Annotated in this window: 14 protein-coding genes; 6 read left to right on the top strand and 8 right to left on the bottom strand. The window is 56.1% G+C overall.

From position 1 onward, the window contains the following. Window positions 1–11 precede the first annotated feature (11 nt). Window positions 12–3,164: a SusC/RagA family TonB-linked outer membrane protein gene (locus tag MUN82_RS08420; RefSeq protein WP_245096616.1), complete on the bottom strand. Its 3,153-nt coding sequence runs from the start codon at window positions 3,162–3,164 to the stop codon at window positions 12–14. A 937-nt stretch (window positions 3,165–4,101) separates the two neighbouring features. On the opposite strand from MUN82_RS08420, the gene MUN82_RS08415 reads away from it, so the two are divergent. Both MUN82_RS08415 and MUN82_RS08410 read left to right on the top strand, forming a co-directional pair. Further along, window positions 4,102–5,127 (top strand): LacI family DNA-binding transcriptional regulator, encoded by a 1,026-nt coding sequence (locus MUN82_RS08415; RefSeq protein WP_245096614.1) that lies wholly within the window; start codon window positions 4,102–4,104, stop codon window positions 5,125–5,127. Window positions 5,128–5,173: 46 nt separating this feature from the next. After that, window positions 5,174–5,677, top strand: a complete 504-nt coding sequence (locus MUN82_RS08410; RefSeq protein WP_245096613.1) for a cupin domain-containing protein — start codon at window positions 5,174–5,176, stop codon at window positions 5,675–5,677. An 82-nt stretch (window positions 5,678–5,759) separates the two neighbouring features. Here MUN82_RS08410 and MUN82_RS08405 read toward each other — a convergent pair whose 3' ends face one another. Next, a complete protein-coding gene (locus MUN82_RS08405) occupies window positions 5,760–6,383 on the bottom strand; it encodes a hypothetical protein (protein WP_245096611.1) in 624 nt (207 codons plus the stop codon). 194 nt (window positions 6,384–6,577) lie between these two features. On the opposite strand from MUN82_RS08405, the gene surE reads away from it, so the two are divergent. The 3 genes from surE (at window position 6,578) to MUN82_RS08390 (ending at window position 8,526) form a co-directional block, all read left to right on the top strand. Further along, on the top strand, window positions 6,578–7,456 hold the full coding sequence (gene surE, locus MUN82_RS08400) for a 5'/3'-nucleotidase SurE (RefSeq protein ID WP_245096609.1): 879 nt from the start codon (window positions 6,578–6,580) through the stop codon (window positions 7,454–7,456). A gap of 15 nt (window positions 7,457–7,471) precedes the next feature. Further along, a complete protein-coding gene (locus MUN82_RS08395) occupies window positions 7,472–8,023 on the top strand; it encodes a 2'-5' RNA ligase family protein (RefSeq protein ID WP_245096607.1) in 552 nt (183 codons plus the stop codon). Between the two features lie 182 nt (window positions 8,024–8,205). Beyond that, on the top strand, window positions 8,206–8,526 hold the full coding sequence (locus MUN82_RS08390; protein WP_245096605.1) for a putative immunity protein: 321 nt from the start codon (window positions 8,206–8,208) through the stop codon (window positions 8,524–8,526). Window positions 8,527–8,711: 185 nt separating this feature from the next. On the opposite strand, the gene MUN82_RS08385 is transcribed toward MUN82_RS08390, so the two are convergent. From MUN82_RS08385 to MUN82_RS08375, 3 genes are all read right to left on the bottom strand, one after another. Next, a complete protein-coding gene (locus MUN82_RS08385) occupies window positions 8,712–8,915 on the bottom strand; it encodes a hypothetical protein (protein ID WP_245096603.1) in 204 nt (67 codons plus the stop codon). A 173-nt stretch (window positions 8,916–9,088) separates the two neighbouring features. Beyond that, the gene (locus MUN82_RS08380) at window positions 9,089–10,420 is read right to left on the bottom strand and encodes a sensor histidine kinase (RefSeq protein WP_245096601.1); all 1,332 of its coding nucleotides are present in this window, start codon (window positions 10,418–10,420) and stop codon (window positions 9,089–9,091) included. A 138-nt stretch (window positions 10,421–10,558) separates the two neighbouring features. Continuing rightward, window positions 10,559–11,245, bottom strand: a complete 687-nt coding sequence (locus MUN82_RS08375) for a response regulator transcription factor (RefSeq protein ID WP_245096599.1) — start codon at window positions 11,243–11,245, stop codon at window positions 10,559–10,561. 344 nt (window positions 11,246–11,589) lie between these two features. Between MUN82_RS08375 and MUN82_RS08370 the strand changes: the two genes are divergently transcribed. Continuing rightward, a complete protein-coding gene (locus MUN82_RS08370) occupies window positions 11,590–12,999 on the top strand; it encodes a T9SS type A sorting domain-containing protein (RefSeq protein ID WP_245096597.1) in 1,410 nt (469 codons plus the stop codon). A 57-nt stretch (window positions 13,000–13,056) separates the two neighbouring features. Here the strand turns inward: MUN82_RS08370 and MUN82_RS08365 are convergent, their stop codons facing one another. The 3 genes from MUN82_RS08365 to MUN82_RS08355 form a co-directional block, all read right to left on the bottom strand. Then, window positions 13,057–14,190, bottom strand: a complete 1,134-nt coding sequence (locus tag MUN82_RS08365; protein WP_245096596.1) for an AI-2E family transporter — start codon at window positions 14,188–14,190, stop codon at window positions 13,057–13,059. A gap of 91 nt (window positions 14,191–14,281) precedes the next feature. Beyond that, window positions 14,282–15,190, bottom strand: a complete 909-nt coding sequence (locus MUN82_RS08360; RefSeq protein WP_245096594.1) for an NAD(P)/FAD-dependent oxidoreductase — start codon at window positions 15,188–15,190, stop codon at window positions 14,282–14,284. A gap of 117 nt (window positions 15,191–15,307) precedes the next feature. Continuing rightward, a complete protein-coding gene (locus tag MUN82_RS08355) occupies window positions 15,308–16,876 on the bottom strand; it encodes an ABC transporter permease/substrate-binding protein (RefSeq protein ID WP_245096592.1) in 1,569 nt (522 codons plus the stop codon). Window positions 16,877–16,923 lie beyond the last annotated feature (47 nt).

Here is a 16,923-nt window from a genome sequence, read left to right as displayed (position 1 = left end):
TAGGTAGTAGGTTATAGAGTTACGTTGAGGCCCGCCGTGAACGTGCGTGCTTTCGGATAGTCGAAGAATTGAATGCCTTGTGCAAAGGCGTTGCCGTACGTCGACGTTTCAGGATCGTAACCCTTGTATTTGGTAATCAGGAAGAAATTCTGGGCCGATACGTATACCCGCAGGCGAGAAAGCTTGATACGCTCTACCAAAGCACCTGGGAACGTGTACCCAAGTACCGCGTTGCGCCCCCGAATGAATGAGCCATCTTCTACCTTATAAGAGTCGATGCGCGAATCATAGTACACGTAGGAAGGACGCACCTGAGCAATCATCGTGTTCTGGTTGTCAGGCGTCCAGGCTTCCGTATAGGCGCGAGTGTAGCTGTTGGCTTGATCGGTGCGGTCTAGGGCCGAGTGGTGGGTGAGATTCATTACGTCGTTGCCGTAGGTGAACTGCACGTCAAACAGCAAGTCAATTCCTTTGTAGGAGAAGTTGTTGATGAAGGAACCAAAGCCCGTTGGGATGCTCTTACCGATAATTACTCGGTCGCGGTCGTTGATCTGACCGTCGTTGTTTTGATCCACAAACTTGAGGTCGCCAGGTAGTTTATTGTACCGCCGGGCTTCGTCAGCCTCGTCGGTGCCCCAGGTGCCTGCACGTACCAAGCCAAAGAGCGAGCCTACTGGCTGCCCAATGCGCAGCACGTTGGTTTCGTTCAGGAAGTTAGGACCAGGGTAGATGTCGTCGCCCGCTGGCCCAAGTGCCACTACCCGGTTTTTGAGGAAGGAAATGTTAAAGCCGGTCGACCAGTTAAAGTCCTTGCCGCTCACGTTCACCGTATTCAGCGACAATTCTAAGCCTTGATTACGAATACTGCCCACGTTACGGGTAATACTAGCAAAACCACTAGTACGTGGCACGGGCGCAGCCAAAATCAAGTCAGTAGTCGTACGCGAGTATAAGTCTGCCTCAAATGTTATGCGGTTCTGCCACAAGCCTAAATTCAGACCTAAATCATACTGACTGGCGCGCTCCCAGGCTAGATCGGGGTTGCCGAGCGTGCTGATTGTGGTACCGCCTACCCGCACACCATTGAAAATGTAGCTGTTAGTACCCAGGCGGGCTTGCGACTGATAGTTGGCAAAGTTGCTATTACCAGTCTGTCCGTAGCCGAAGCGCAGCTTTAAGTCAGAAATCGTAGAATTATCAGCTAAGAAGGGCTCTTGCGAAATGCGCCAAGCCGCTGCTGCTGATGGGAAATATCCCCATTTTCTACCAGGGCCGAAGCGCGACGCACCGTCTGCACGAAATGTAGCCGTGAGCAAGTAACGATCCTTATAGCCATAGTTGGCTCGTCCGAAGAACGATAAGAATTGATTCGCGTCAAAGTTAGAGGTCGGTACCTGAGGAGTCGCCCCCGCCCCTAAGTTGTAGTAGCTATAAGCGTTGTCACTAATGCCACGTATCTCCGTGTAATCCTGTAATGATCGGTAGCGTTGAGCATCTACTCCCCCTACTACATTAACTGAGTGGTCTTGCGCGAATACCTTGGTGTACGTCAAGTAGTTCTGCCATTGTATACTCTTGCCGTCAAAAGCCGTAAAGCCAGCTAAGTTTTGGGTGCCTGCCCGCAACTGAATCAAGTTGGTCGAAGAGGTAGGGTTGAGCTGCGAACTAATGTTGGCGCCTAATACCGAGCGGAAGCTTAAACTAGGTGAGAAAGTGAAATTGGCATAGGCGTTACCCGCAAACACTTGGTTACGCGTCAAATTCACATCTTCACGGGTGATGGCTACAGGATTGTCGCCACCCTCCATATCCGGGTAATCTTGACGTTTGCCATATACGCCGTTCGGGTATTGAATTGGGATGATAGGAATCATCTCAATCATCATCCGCGGAATATTATTACCTCCTACGAAGTTATTGCCAACTTTATCTTCGATGTTGCTGTAGTTCAACGTCGCGCCTACTTTCAGCCAGCTTTTTACCTGGTTGTCTACCGTTAAACGTCCTGAATAGCGTTTCTGGTAAGTTTCACGAATGATACCCTCGGCGTTGGTATAATTGAGGAAGAGCCCGTAGGTAGTCTGGTCACCGCCACCTGAGAACGATAAGTTGTGGCTTTGTGCGACTCCCGTTTGGGTAGTTTCTTTTTGCCAATCTACATCGTAAAGTGGGTTAAGATTTTCGTCGAACAAACGCTTGGGGTCGTTAGGATTAGCTAGAGCACGACGTTTGATGCGTGGGTCTCTATTGGCGTAAGCACCACGAGCCCAACCTGCTGGATCGTACTTCTGCACGTTCTGATAGCCTAGGTCTTCCATGGCTAAGAACTCACTAGTAGTAAGAACATCGAGCTTGCGTGCCATTTGGCTTATGCTCACGTAGTTATCGTAGGATACCTGTCCGCCTTTACGGCCGCGCTTCGTCGTGATGAGAATAACCCCGCTACTACCACGTGCTCCATAGATGGCTGTGGCTGAAGCATCTTTCAGCACCTCAATACTCTCAATGTCATTGGGGTTAAGCGTAGTGATTCCCTGTTCCCAGAATACGCCATCTACTACATACAGCGGCGTGTTTCCAGCCGTAATAGACGAGTAGCCCCGCACCCGGATGGTAGGCGAGCCACCTGGCTGCCCTGAGTTCAAGGAGACATCTACACCTGCTACCTTACCCTGCAGGCCTTGTGCGACGTTCACTACAGGACGCTCTACCAACTCGCTGCCTTTCACGCTACCTACAGCACCCGTGATATCAGAGCGCTTTTGCGTACCGTACCCCACCACCACTACCTCATCCAGTGCCTTGTTATCCGTCACTAGCTTAATTGTGAGCGAAGTACGACCACCAATGGCAACTTCCTGTGCCACATACCCAATGGATGAAATAACCAGCGTTTCATTGCCGGTGGGTACGGTCAGAGAGAAGCGACCTTCCGAGTCGGAAGAAGCTCCTACACCCGTAGCACCTTTCAATACCACTGTAGCGCCAGGAAGGGGATTGCCTTTATCGTCTGTAACTACGCCCTGCACGGTTACATCTACGCGGCGGAAAGTGGCTGCTACCCGGCTGTTGGCCGTAGCCTGCGTGAGTGGTACAGCTGTGGCAATGCCAAGCGCCAGCAACGGTACTCTGCACAAATGTTTAACAGATAAAGAAGAGGTCATAAGGTAGGGGTTGGTGAAAGAATGGAAATGAAAATGAAAGTAGAACTGGCGAGAACAGTTAGTACAATTATAAATATAGAAATCGTTTTCGGAAGATACTTAAACGTTTTAGCTATTATAAGTGTCGAAGAGGATGTAAAGAGAAGCAGAAGGAAGAAGCTTAGCGCGTGGGAAAACTACTGGCTCCCTAGGCCGGATGCTTAGGGAGGGTAGAAAGGACAGCTGTAATGCTCTATATAATAGGTAGCTGGCGCAAAGGAAAAGGCTGAACTTGAGCGTAGGTCTGAAGCAGCAGAAACAAATCACTTTGCATGCATATAAGCAAGCAAAGTGATTTGTGAGCGAAAATATCAAGCATTTATTTTGATCTACCAAACAACTGCTAAAAGCTTTTAGCATATTTGCTTAGTAAGCTAGTGTTTCTAGAGTCGTGGAGATATACTATAGCAGCTGAAGCTGACATGCCCGTATGGCGCAGGGTGCACTCGCACACATTACTTTCCTATCCTTCTCTATTTTCAAACCCTTCGCATGCGAAAAAATGCATACCCATTTTCGGTAGGTAGCTACCCGGTTGTTTCGCTAGGTGCCCTGCAGCTTGCCGCACTATCACCTCGCGCAAAAACTCACTTTCTAAGCCGATTATATAATGCCTGAGGGCATCAGCGGCAATAAGGAGCATAGGCAGATGCTTCATTAGATTCAGGCGACGAAATGCTGCAATTCCAGGCTTCACTCTAGCTTTCCTACCCATAGCATTAGGGCTTGGAGCTGGTAGCACGCTGGACTTATTATAGATTCGCCGCCCAATAAAAAATTTGGTATCATCCCAACTGCCCAAAAGAAGTGTATGAACGGAGATGCTTAGAGTCTTGACTTATATTCAGGGACTACCAGCATATCACCCAAGCCTTTACTATTCCAAGACCTTAATTACTTGAAAAAGAAAACCCTGATCCGCGACATTGCGCAGCACCTGGATGTATCGATTGCCACGGTGTCGTTGGTGCTCAACGGGAAGGCAAAAGGAAACCGCATCAGCGACGCGCTGGCCGAGAAAGTGTTGGCCTACGTAGAAGAGGTGGGGTATAAGCCCAACCAGCTAGCCAAAAGCCTGCGCACAGGTAAAACCCACGTTATTGGGCTGATTGTGGAGGACATTGCCAACTCGTTTTTTGCCACGGTGGCTGGCCTCATCGAAAAGAAAGCGCTGGAGCGCGGCTACCGCATTATCTATTGTAGCACCAACAACGACACCGCCAAGACCCGCGACCTGCTTACTATGTTTCAGGAGCGGCACGTGGATGGCTACGTGGTGGCTCCACCCAATGGGGTAGAAGAAGAAATTGGCACGCTGGTGCGTAATGGCAAGCCGGTGGTGCTGTTCGACCGCCTGCTGCCAGGCGTGCTGGTGAATGCCGTGGTGGTAGATGGCGCCGCTGGCACCTACCAAGCCACGCAGCACTTGCTGAGTCAGGGATTTTTGACGGTGGCTTTTGTAACTATCGCCTCCGGGCAAACTCAGATGCTGGGTCGGCAACAGGGCTATGCGCAGGCTATGCAAGCACATGCCTTGCCAGAGTTGGTGCTGGAGGTGGAATTTAAGTTGGAGCGCGAGCAAATGATTCAGCGCATCCATGAGTTTTTGCGCGCCAACCCGCTGTGCGATGCTATTCTGTTCTCTACCAACTACCTGAGCGTGTACGGGCTGGAGGCTATTAGCCGCCTGGGACTGCGCATTCCGGAAGACATTGCCCTGATATCCTTCGACGATTCGGACCTGTTTCGGCTGTATTCACCCACAATTACCGTTATTGCGCAGCCTATGGAAGTGATGGCCGAAAACGTCATCAGCACGCTCCTGACTGCCCTAGAAGGGGGCGACGAGCAGGGGCGTACCACGCAGGTTCAGTTGCCGCCCTCCCTGCTTATCCGGGAGTCGTCGATCCGGCGCGTACCGTAGTTTAGTTTGTTAGCTTACTCTGGTTCTTTTACCCTTTTCTCTTTTTATGGAAACTACCGCTGCTAAAACCGAGCTTTTTGCCGAAGTAGCCGAGCGCCTGCAGCAGCAGGGCTTCACAGTAGATCGTCGGGACGATACACGTCCGTGGGGCGGCTTCTTTGTATTGGATGAGGAGCAGGCGCAGGCCTTTGCCGATACCTATTTCGATGGGTTGTCGGTGGATAGCCTACGTATCTCGGGCAAGCTCAGCCCAAAAATCCTGCTGGTAGCGCCTCACCAGCGTTTGTCGTGGCAGTACCACCACCGCCGCGCCGAAATCTGGCGTGTAGTGCGCGGAACCGTAGGTGTTATCACCAGCGATACCGACGAGGAAGGCGAACTGAAAAGCTACGCGCCCGGTGAGCAGATTACTTTGAAACAAGGCGAGCGGCACCGTCTCATCGGCCTCGACGACTGGGGTATCATTGCCGAAATCTGGCAGCACACCGACCCCCAGCAACCCTCCGATGAAGACGACATCGTCCGCGTACAAGACGACTTCGGACGCTAAACGAGCGACTGAATAAAAAAACGGCTGTTGTCCTTCGCTGTGCTCAGGATAACAGCCGTTTTTTTATTCAGTCGCCCTTACTTCAATACACTACTACCCCTTTAATACGGGTAGCGGTAGGGATTTCGGCGGAGGGCATGTCGTTGCTGTGGTCGGCGGGTAGGGAATTTTCATCCAACAGCCAGGCCATGCGTGTCTGGCGCGATATAGCCGCAAAACCATCAGGGGTAGTGCGCACCCGCGAGAAGCCAAAGAGTTGGCGGGCAGCGCCAAAGGGCGAGCCAACGCCCACCCCTTCGCCGGTGCGGTACTGCGGATCGGTGATGATGATGCGCCGTAGATAGAAGCCACGCTGCGGGGTGCCGGCCATTTCTAGCAGGGTAGGCGGGGCCGTGGGCTCCTGCGCATCGCGCAATTCATAGGCCGGGTAGGTGCTGTCGCCTACGGTACGCGTGAGTTTGCGCAGCTGGTCGGCGGGCACGCGGGCCAGGAGCAGCTTTTCGGACATCCTCACCCGCAGGCGGCCCGCTTGACCAGGGCTGATCAGGTGGAGCGAGTCGGGCATATTGGGTGTTTGCGCAATGCGCTGCGCGGCCGCATCGGGGTCGGTGGCGCGGGAGTCGCCAGCAAAGGGTGTAGCCCCACTGGAAGCCACGGGCGTGCGGGGAGTAGAGGTAGAGGAGTCGCAGGCGGTCAATCCAGCCATTAGCGCCAGCGGTAGCAGGGCAACCCGCAGCTGCTCTATCCGGGAGATGAAGATATTTATAGGAAGCATGTCCGACTTACGACAACGGGCGCTTCGGCGTTGGGTGGAATTCGACGTAACCAAAACTTTACGACCGAAGGCGGCCGACTTGCGTACCTTTAACCAAGCTTTTCTCACCCAAAATCCCTCTAATCGTGCCCGACGCTTCTGCCCGCCAACCACTTATTCTAATTTCCAACGACGACGGCATTACGGCCCCTGGCATTGCTGTACTGGTGCGCGTCATGCGTCGCCTAGGCGAAGTGGTAGTAGTAGCACCCGATTCGCCGCAGTCGGGCATGGGTCACGCCATCACCATCGGTCACCCGCTGCGCCTCGACCCTAGCCGCGTGTTTGCCGAGGAGGGTGTGGAGGCGTACGAGTGCTCTGGCACGCCCGCCGACTGCGTGAAGCTGGCCAAGCACATGGTGTTGAAAGACCGCAACCCCGACCTAGTAGTGTCGGGCATCAACCACGGCTCCAATTCCTCCGTGAATGTGCTGTACTCGGGTACCATGTCGGCGGCTATTGAGGCAGCTATTGAAGGACTGCCTGCTATCGGCTTCTCGCTCTGCGACTACGGCCACGAGGCCGATTTCTCGCACGTGGAGGAGTGGGTAGAGCACCTTACCCGGCAGGCGCTAGAGCATGGTATTCCGGCGGGTACGGCCCTGAACATCAACATTCCCAAAAAGCAGGAGCAGTCTATTTTAGGCACGCGCCTGTGCCGCCAGGCCCGCGCCAAGTGGCAAGAAGAGTTCGACCTGCGCCACGATCCGCACCGCCGGCCCTACTACTGGCTGATTGGCAACTTTGTGAATGAGGACCAGGGCGAGGATACCGACGAATGGGCACTGGCCAACAACTACATTTCCGTAGTGCCCTGCCAGTTCGACCTCACTGCTCATTACGGCCTGAGCCAGCTGAACGAGAGCTGGGACCTGACGTTGGGCGACCAGCCCCCGCGCCGGCCTACCCACCCGCACACGCCCTACATCGGTAGCGCTACTCCCACCGATCCGCGCCCGGAGTAGGATAGTCCCACTGCTATGCCGCCCACCAAACCGCTGTATCTGGTGGCACTGCTGCTGCCTGAGCCCGCACTATCGGAGGTGTGGGCATTGAAGCAGGAGGTGCACCAGCGCACAGGCAGTCGCAACGCCGTGCGACTACCCCCGCACATCACCCTAATTCCGCCCCTGCGTCAATCTCCGAATTTTGAGCAGAAGGCGCGGCAGGCCTTGGCTGCCTTTGCGGCCACCCAACAGCCTTGCAGGGTAGGGGTGCGGGACTTCGCGTGGTTTGGCAACCGCACCCTGTTCGTACGCGTGTCAGACGATGCGGAGGTACGAGCCTTGCACGCAGATTTGCAGACGTGGTGCGCGGCGCAGCTACCAGAAGTTCCCCGTGAGACCAGGCCCTTCACGCCCCACATCACCCTCACCACCCGCGACCTACCCCCCGAGCAGGTCGCTGAACTGCAAGCACTGTTTGCGGCACGCAGCTACGCGGCCACGTTTCAGATAGAAGCCTTACAGCTGTTTTGCCACGATGGGCAGCAATGGCAGTTGGTCCAAACGTTTGCGCTGACCGCGGCATAACAAGAGTGTTGGGTAAAAGGGTGATACAATTAGTAAACTGGTGACTTGGCGAATGCTGTATCAAGCGATTTTAACTCTATTATTCTTGTGGGGAGCCTTCTCAGTGGGCTAATCGAGCTGATACTCATAAGGTGCTTACGCGTATGCATAGCCTCTCTAAACCGCCATTTAAAAACCCTGCTTTGTCTGTTCACCATGCGCTGGCGCTGGAAGCGGCTGCTTGCGCGGAGGGGGTACTACCTTTATTTGAGAAGGAGTGCCCCCACGATATGCGTCCCCACGAGGCATTGGCTACGTTGCGGGCTTGGGTGCAAGGGCAGGCCAGCATGATGTCCTGCCGGAAGGCCGCGTTTGGCGCGCACGCGGCAGCACGGGCTGCTAGCCACCCAGCTGCCGTAGCCGCTGCCCGCGCTGCTGGTCAGGCGGCCGCAGTGGCACACATGTATACCCATGCTCCTCATGTGACTGCTTATGCTGCCAAAGCAACTGCTATAGCAGCATAACGTTCCCTTGCGCTGCAATGGCCTTTTTGGGTTTCACCTCTGAAACTCAACTTTCAACTAAAGCCAGCAACGCACAGTGTAGGTCGTAAGGTAGGGGATGCTTTCGTTTGAAAGCAAAGCGCAAAAAAAGGCCCCGCCCAAAGGGCGAGGCTTTTCCTGTCTGCAAAGTGGGCGCGGGCCGGTGGCTACAGTAACTGTTGCGGCCGGTGGTGCAGAATAGCCGTGTGCACGGCTTGCACGCGCTTATGCTCGAAAGCAGGGTTGTCTGATTTATGAATGATGGGAATGACGGTGCTGACGGGGAGGCGGTGATGCGTTGCTTGCTGGTACCATAGCACGCCAACCAGCCCGAGTAGCACCGCTAGTAGCAAGAGCAGCAGCTTCTTCATAGCCTGAGAAAAAATCTGTGCCCGAAAGCTACGCGCCACAACATGAAGCCTGCGTGAAACCAGTTGCTGCCCGCGCCGCATGGTACAAAAAAGACGCTCTGATGCAACTCAGAGCGTCTTTTGTAGAAACGGTTGATGCACGCGTAGCAGTGCTAAGTGGGTATAGGCTACCCTCAGGCAAATTCCAGAATAAAGGTGGTACCCTTGCCCACAGTAGACTCCACCCGTAGGTCGGCACCGTGAAAATCGGCAATGGTTTTGGCGATGGGCAGGCCCAAGCCGTAGCCCTCCGGCGCCGCGGCGCCCTTGTGAAAGCGCCGGAATCGGTCGAACAGATGCGGAATATTCTCTGCCGCAATACCGGGGCCGGTGTCGTGCACGCCCAGGCGGTAGCCGCCACTGGGTAGAAGCTGGCCCGTAACGGTAATGCTGCCCTCCTCGCGGTTGTACTTGATGGCGTTGCTGAGCAAATTGAACAGCAGGGTAAACAGCAGCGTGCGGTTGGCGTTAGTGAGCACGTAATCGGGGTGCAGCTCCACCAGCAGCTTCAGTTCGCGCTGGGCCAGGCGGTCTTCCAACTCGTTGGTCACGTCGGCCAGCACGGTGGCCAGCGATACGGTTTCGTTGCGGAGGTACTGCTCGTTTTCGATGTTGGCGATAAGCAGCAGCGTCTTCACCGTGTTGCGCAGGCGGTAGAGCGTTTTCTGCGACTCCACCAGTTTTAGCGAGTGGGCATGGCTCAAGCGCGGGTCTTGGAGCATGTTCTCGAAGCGCGTTTGCAGGATGCTCACCGGCGTCAGCAGCTCATGCGACACGTTCGACATAAACTCCCGCTCCTTGGCAAAGGCCCCCTGTATCTTGTGCATCATGCCGTTGAGGCTGTCGTCGAGTCGGCGGAAGTCGGCGGTAGTGGTAGCCAGCGGCTCAAACGGAAAAGCTGAGGGGTGGTTCACAGCCTGTAGCTTCTGGGCAATCAGCCTACCTAAAGGCCGCAGCAGGTAGTGCGCAAACGCCGCGTCGGTAAACACCGTCAGCAGGGCCCCAATCACCAGCACCCATAAGGCCAGGTGGCGCAGCGTGTAGGTAAGCAATTCCACCGTAGCCAGACTGCTCCCAATTTCCAGCCGATAGGCCCGCCCGTCGCGCCGAAACACGTGGCTCAGAATCCGAAAGTCCTCAATCTCATTGTCTACCTGGCGCTGCTCCTCCAGCATCCGCACGGGCTCCTCAGGGGTAGTGTCGGGTAGGGGCGTGAGGCTGATGTACTCTTGTTTCAGGATGTTATAATCGGCGTAGGCCTCGGCGTTCTGCTCCTGCCGCACAAAGGCCGATATGCCGTCGCGCCGGATCAGATCCAGTAGCTCCCCTTGTTTCTCGCGCAGGCGCTGGTCGGTGTGGGCTATGGACACCCGGCTGACGATAGGGGGTAGGGCTACCACGCCCAGCAGGACCAGCAGCAGCTTCGAGAGGGCATTAAATAAAACCAGCTTTGCTTCTAACCGCATGTTCCTGCTATTGCTAAAACCCTGGCATCCTGAGCAGCGGGAAGGACCTTATGCCCGCAGAACGAGTCGTTGGTACGCTAGTCGTTCTGCAGGCATAAGGTCCTTCCCGCTGCTCAGGATGACAGCATTGTTTAATGTTTAACCTCCCTCTGTGATGCGGTAGCCGATACCGCGCACGGTTTCCAGAAAATCAGTGGGGGCGAACTGGCCGAGCTTTTTGCGGACGTTCTTGATGTGCACATCGATGTAGTTGGAGTCGGAATCGTCTTCCAGCACGTTACCCCATAGGTGTTCGCCTAGCTGCAAGCGCGTGAGCACGCGGTTTTTGTGCAGCAGTAGGTAGTGCAGCAGGTCGAACTCCTTCTTGGTAAGCGTCACCTCCTGGCCCTGGTAGTGCAGCGTGCGCCCCGTCACATCCAGGTGAAAACCGTTGCCAAAATCCACTTCCTGACGCTTCAGCCCAAACTTGCGCCGCGTGATAGCCTGCATTCGGCTCTGCAACTCCATCAGGGAGAACGGCTTGGGTAGGTAGTCGTCGGCGCCCAGGTCGAGGCCTTTAATTCGGTCGTCGATGGCGCCGCGGGCCGTGAGGATGATGAAGGCCGCCTCCTGGTTTTCGTTTTCCTTGGCCTCGCGCAGCAAGTCCAGGCCGTCGCCGCCGGGTAGGCCCAGGTCGAGCAGTATAAAATCGTAGCTGTTTACAAAAATCTTCTCCGAAGCCTCGGCATAGGTGCGGGCCGAGTCGCAGATATACTGCGACTGCGTCAGGAACTGACGCACCTCCTGGTGCAGGCTTTTTTCGTCTTCAACAATCAGGACATACATAGGATACAGGCAGACAGGTAAGAGGGAAGTTCAGGCTGGCAACCTACACAAGACTGCCTGAAGGAAAGATGAAGCGCAAGAGACGAGCAGCAGCCCCACGTGAGTCAAATAGTACCAAATCTGGAAAAAGAAGTTTTCTAAAAGGATAAACTTACTCAAATGTCGTTAGGATGTTGAATATATCATATTTTTTATATGTATAAAAATAAGCACCCTCTCTACCTTTGTCTCAAATAGATAAAGCCGATTTTTTGGTGTGGAGATGCAGGGCTCGATTTGTATTTAAGAAAGAATAAAAGAAGCGAGGGCGGCGCCGTTTGCCTTCGTACGAACCTACAAATTACATGACTAAACTATTTACGATAAGTGTTCTGCTGGGAATGTGTGCCATGCCGGCGGCGGCTCAAACAACCAGCATCAACTACGTAACAGAAATCGTAACAACGTATGATGGTTTCTGGCAAAGTGGGGTTGGGGCTATCAATCCGACTAAACCCGAAAACTCCCACTACCTGCTGTCGTTCACGGCCAATGGTGTGCGCTACTCCACGGGCGTCAACGACCAGCTGTTGCGCGATAGGGGCCTGGAAATCACCTCCGCTCAGTTTCAGGCATTGCCCGTTGTAGCCATTGGCAACCCCACCAGCAACACCAAAGTAGGCCTGGGGCAGCTATATGACGGGGTAGACAACGGCCCCAGCAACCCGCCCCCCAGCGATGCGCTGGCCTCCTACCTCACCGACGGGCCAAATGGCCTGGATATCGGAACGGGTATTGCCAACCTGCCCGCTGGAAATATTGACTTCGTCGTGCGCGAAGTGCAGCTAGCTGCCCTGAATGATGGCATACCGGATATTCTGGTTACGCAGATTGCTTCGCCAAACGCCAACCTGGCGGACACCTACGGCTTCTACGATGCCAACGACGTGCTGATTGGCAATACGGTGGATGTAACCTACAATACAGGTTTTCCGGCGGTAGGAAATTGGGTAGCAGATTTTTACGAAGCTTCTCAAAATCCCCGGACGCTGCTGCTAGGCTTCACCAAAACGGACCGTCCCATCCGGCTCTGGAGCGCCGAGCTCAGCAGGTTCGGCATCACGAAGGATAACTACAGTGCCATAGCCAAGTTCAAAATCCGGTTGTCGGGTGATAGTGACGTGGCGTTTGTGGCCTACAATAGCCGCTCAGTGAAGGTGTTGCCCGTGCAGCTTACCTCCTTTCAGGGTAGCGTAGAGGGCAACGGGGCCGTGCGCTTGCAATGGCACACGGCCAGCGAGCAAAACTCGGCCGCTTTCGTGGTGGAAACCAGTACCGATGGCCGCACCTTTGTGCCAGTAGGGCGCGTAGCGGCCGCCGGCACCAAAACCACCGGCACCAGCTATTCCTACCTGCACCGCCCTACCGCGGCGGATGTGGTGTACTATCGCCTGCACCAGCTCGACCGCGACGGCGCCAGCGCCTACTCGCCGGTAACGGCTGTGGCCATGCAAAATATGAGTAGCCAGATCCAAGCCGCTCCCAATCCCTTCCGCGAAACGCTGCGGCTGCAACTGCCCACCACAGCCACCGCCGGCCATGTCTGCTTACTGTCCGCCGACGGGCGACAGGTCTACCAACACGTCTTCACGCCCGATGAGCTAGCCGAAGCCGCCTGCATATTGCGTAACCTCCCGGCCCTGCAACCGGGGCTCTACCTCCTGCAAGTGCTGACGGATGGACGCGTAACGCAGCAAAAGCTGATCAAGGAGTAGCAGTTAAGACTGCCCGTAACCCCAACCGACGCTCTGTAGAAGCGGCCTCGGCTGGGGCTATTTGCTTTCATCTGTTGATGAATGGTCGCCCAGGGCATCCTTGATGTAGAGTTCTTGAACTAAAGTCATGAATGTGACGAGAGCAGGCATGGCAATGATGGTACCGGGCAAGCCACCCAGCACACCGCCCAACAGCGCGCCTAGCAGCACTAGCACCGGCGGCACCGATACGGTGCGCTGCTGCACCAGCGGTACCACTACGTAGCTTTCTATTTGCTGCACGCCCAGGTAGATCAGGCCCACATACAGCATCATCTCGGGGCCTTGCAGTACTGCTAGCAGCACCCCCGGCACGGCCGCCACAATGGGGCCGATAAAGGGCACAAAGTCCAATATAAAGGCCAGCACGCCCAGCACCAGCGCCAGCGGAATGCCCAGCAGCATCAGGCCCGCCCAAGTGAGAATGCCTACGGCCAGCATGGCAATAAATTGCCCCAACAGCCAGCCTTCCAACTGCGCTACCACACGGCCTACCACCTCGCGGGCACGCTGCCGGCGGGCTACAGGAAACAAGCGCGTGAAGCCGTTGACGTACAAACCCGGATCGAGGGCCAGAAAGAAGCCCGCAATCAGTAGTACCACGGTGTTGGCCACAATGCCCAGAAAGCTGCCCACATAGCCCGTCATGCGGCTGAGATTGGGCGCCGACGCATCGGAGCGAATCTTATCAATGATGTAGTGCCCCCATTGCGTCTGGTCCAGTTGACTTTCCAGTTTATTGATGGCTGTTGGCAGATCGGACGACAGCGTACTGGCCTGCGCCGAAATACGTGGTGCCGCCAACAATACAAACCCGGCAATAAGCCCGATGATGAGTAGCAAGGCCAGTGTAACGGCCAATTTCTGCGGAATTTTATCGGAAATACGGCAAAACAAGCGGCCGATGGCCCGCAGTAGCACCGCAAACAGTACCGAGCCGAAGCCCAGCAGCAGGATAGACATGCTGGCCCACAGAAACCACAGCAGCAGCCCCACGCACAGTACCGTGCCCACCACTAGCAGCACCCGCGTCATAAAGCTATCAGACTGCTGCTTAGGCTCAAACGGGCCTTTTGTATGGTCGGGGGCAAGGGAAGATGCGCGTGGAGCCGACGGCGGCGCCTGAAACGTGTTGCGGATAAAATCGAGCATATGCGTAGCCAGTGAGTATGGTAGTGATACTGGCTACGCTAAGGAAAGTTGACCACTACCACCTCGTGTTGGCTGCCGCAAAGAAGCAGCGTTAGAAATCTGCCGCTATCAGTTCCCGGTCTAGAGCACCACCTGTCATGCCACCCTGAGCGCTGGCAACGGATATCTGCCGCATCGGCGTGGTAAGGTCGCCCGCCGCAAATACGCCGGGCACCGTAGTAGCGCCCATCTCATTCGTGCGCAGGTGCCCGTTCTCCGTGAGTTCGCAACCAAGTTGTGCATTGAAATCGAGCGGCAGCGAAAAAGGCACGTGGGCAAACAAGGCCGTAAGTGGCACCTGTTCACCGGTAGTCAAGCGCAGGTAGCGCAGCTGACCCGCCTCGTGCTCCAGCGCCGCTAAGGGTGTTTCGATAATGCGGACAGCATGCGCTTGCAACTGCTGGGCCTGCTCTACAGTGAAAGTAGAAGGTCCATTGGTGAACACGCGTAGATCAGCGGACCAATGCTGAATCATACGGGCAAAATGAAAGCCCATGTCGCCGTTTCCGAGCACGCCCAGCGGTTGATTATGTACCTCGTAGCCGTGGCAATAGGGGCAGTGTAGCACCGAGATGCCCCAGCAGTCAGCAAAGCCCGGTAGTGCGGGCATTTCGTCGCGGATGCCTGTGGCAAGCAGAAGCTTACGTCCCTGGAAAGTCTGCCCATCCTCAGTGCTCAGGCTGAAATAGGGGCCATCAGGGGTGATGTGCGTGACAGTAGCCGTGCGAAGCTGTACAGTGGTGTAGGGTAGGAGTTGCTCGCGGGCAATGGCAAGCAGCTGCTGCGGGGTAGCCCCGTCGCGGGTGAAAAAGCTGTGGGAGTGGGGCGTCTGCCGATTTGCCGGGCGGCCGGCATCCAGTACCAGCACGCGGCGACGTGAACGGCCCAGCATCAGCGCGGCACTGAGACCGGCTACGCTGCCACCAACAATTAGTGCATCAAAAAGCGTGTCAGAAGACATAACGAAAAATAAGAGGGGAGTGAATAACTATACAACAAATATATGCAACATTGTTTCAGTAAAATAAAAAGAAATGCGTTACCGCAAAGCTGACGCCTCCGCGAGCTGATAGTTCTCTTACTGCCGTAAGTAGGCGCCCAACTGCGAAATGGAGGCAATGCCTAAGTCGGTGGCCTGCTTGCGCCGCATGAGTAGGGCATAGGCGTTGTTGAAGCCCAGCGGCGCCAGCCACTCTAAGTTGTAGCGACGTCGGAAACCTTGCTGCACGTAGTCGTACACAGCCTGCGGGTTGCCACCGAGCGAGTCTAGCACAGCGGCGGAGGGTTGCAGCAGTACCAGCAGGCCCGTGCCGGTGTACTCAGGGTACAGGTCAATTTCGCCGCGCCGCAAGGCTTCAAAGCAAATACTGGTACCACCCAAACCGGTTTTGGAGGCTACGTTCAAATTAGTATTGGCCCGAATGAGCGCCGCGTATAGCTCGACTAGAATGTACTGCTCGGCAAAAATCTTGGAGCCCAGCGTAATGGTAGGTGCCGTGGCAGGGGTAGGGCGAGGTGCCGCCCACAGACCACGCTGCCGCAGGAAAGCTTCAGCCACGGCGCGGGGTTCTTTGTGCAGGAAATCAACCTGATAGTTCAGGTCGGTCATCACCGAATCGTTGATCTGGCCAGTGAGTTTGGCTAGCACCGGCCCTAGCTCGGGGTGGGCCGCTAGCACTTGCGGGCGCACTACGGGCGCGGCGTAGTAGGGCGGAAAGGCCTGCTTGTCGTCGTGGAGCACGCGCAGGTCGTAGGCCTTGATGCGGCCGTCGGTGGAGTAGCCGTCGATGAGGTCGACTTCGCCGGCGCGGGCGGCTTCATACACCAGGGCCGGGGCCAGAATTACGTTGCTGGGGTGCAAATCGTAGGTGGTAGCCAAGCCCGGCAGTCCATCGGCCCGCCCCACAAACTCGGGGCTGAAGCCAGCCCGCAGCCGGGCACTGGCGCGGGGTAGGAGGTAGAGGCCACCCAGCAGCGGCAACGCCACCAGCAGGGCCGTGCCTACCCGCGTGAGCTGACGGGCACTAAGGCGCTGCACACCCGCCAGTGCCACATCAAAGGCCACTGCCAACCCAGCCGCCGGAATGGCGCCGGCCAGAATCATAACTGGATTGTTGAGCGCGATACCACCAAAGATGAACTCGCCCAGACCACCCGCCGCCACGTAGGCCGCTAGCGTGGCCACGCCCACGTTTATCACCGTGGCCGTTCGGATGCCTGCAAACAGCACGGGCAAGGCCAGCGGCAGCTCCACGCGCCGCAGAATCTGCCAATTGGTGAAGCCCAGCCCGCGGGCGGCTTCTACCACGCTGGCATCTACACCACGCACGCCCTCCACCGTGTTGCGCACAATGGGCAGCAACGAGTACAAAAATAGCGCGAAGATGGCCGGCCTATAGCCAATGCCCATCAACGGAATCAAAAAGCCCAGCAGCGCAATGCTCGGGATGGTCTGCAACACGCCCGCAAAACCCAGCACCGGCCCCGCCCACCGCGGCCGCCGTGCCACTGCCAGCCCCGCGGGTACGCCCACCAGCACGCCCAGCAGCAGCGCCGCCGCCGTGAGGCCAATGTGCTGGATGGTCTGCTGGCCGAGTTTGGCCGCCTGCTCGTGCCAGAAGGAGAATAGGTCGGAGAGGATATGCACGGGGCTGTTGTAGGTGATGAAGGAAGCCGGGTAGGGTAGCGGGTGAC

Source organism: Hymenobacter aerilatus (assembly GCF_022921095.1).
GTDB classification, from domain to species: domain Bacteria; phylum Bacteroidota; class Bacteroidia; order Cytophagales; family Hymenobacteraceae; genus Hymenobacter; species Hymenobacter aerilatus.
This window is presented reverse-complemented; position numbering and strand designations above follow the sequence as displayed.

What these genes read in the sequence shown, in the direction of transcription:
- MUN82_RS08420 (WP_245096616.1), bottom strand. Translation starts at nt 3,164, where the DNA reads ATGACCTCTTCTTTATCTGTTAAACATTTGTGCAGAGTACCGTTGCTG.
- MUN82_RS08410 (WP_245096613.1), top strand. Translation starts at nt 5,174, where the DNA reads ATGGAAACTACCGCTGCTAAAACCGAGCTTTTTGCCGAAGTAGCCGAG.
- MUN82_RS08405 (WP_245096611.1), bottom strand. Translation starts at nt 6,383, where the DNA reads ATGGCTGGATTGACCGCCTGCGACTCCTCTACCTCTACTCCCCGCACG.
- MUN82_RS08395 (WP_245096607.1), top strand. Translation starts at nt 7,472, where the DNA reads ATGCCGCCCACCAAACCGCTGTATCTGGTGGCACTGCTGCTGCCTGAG.
- MUN82_RS08385 (WP_245096603.1), bottom strand. Translation starts at nt 8,915, where the DNA reads ATGAAGAAGCTGCTGCTCTTGCTACTAGCGGTGCTACTCGGGCTGGTT.
- MUN82_RS08380 (WP_245096601.1), bottom strand. Translation starts at nt 10,420, where the DNA reads ATGCGGTTAGAAGCAAAGCTGGTTTTATTTAATGCCCTCTCGAAGCTG.
- MUN82_RS08375 (WP_245096599.1), bottom strand. Translation starts at nt 11,245, where the DNA reads ATGTATGTCCTGATTGTTGAAGACGAAAAAAGCCTGCACCAGGAGGTG.
- MUN82_RS08370 (WP_245096597.1), top strand. Translation starts at nt 11,590, where the DNA reads ATGACTAAACTATTTACGATAAGTGTTCTGCTGGGAATGTGTGCCATG.
- MUN82_RS08365 (WP_245096596.1), bottom strand. Translation starts at nt 14,190, where the DNA reads ATGCTCGATTTTATCCGCAACACGTTTCAGGCGCCGCCGTCGGCTCCA.
- MUN82_RS08360 (WP_245096594.1), bottom strand. Translation starts at nt 15,190, where the DNA reads ATGTCTTCTGACACGCTTTTTGATGCACTAATTGTTGGTGGCAGCGTA.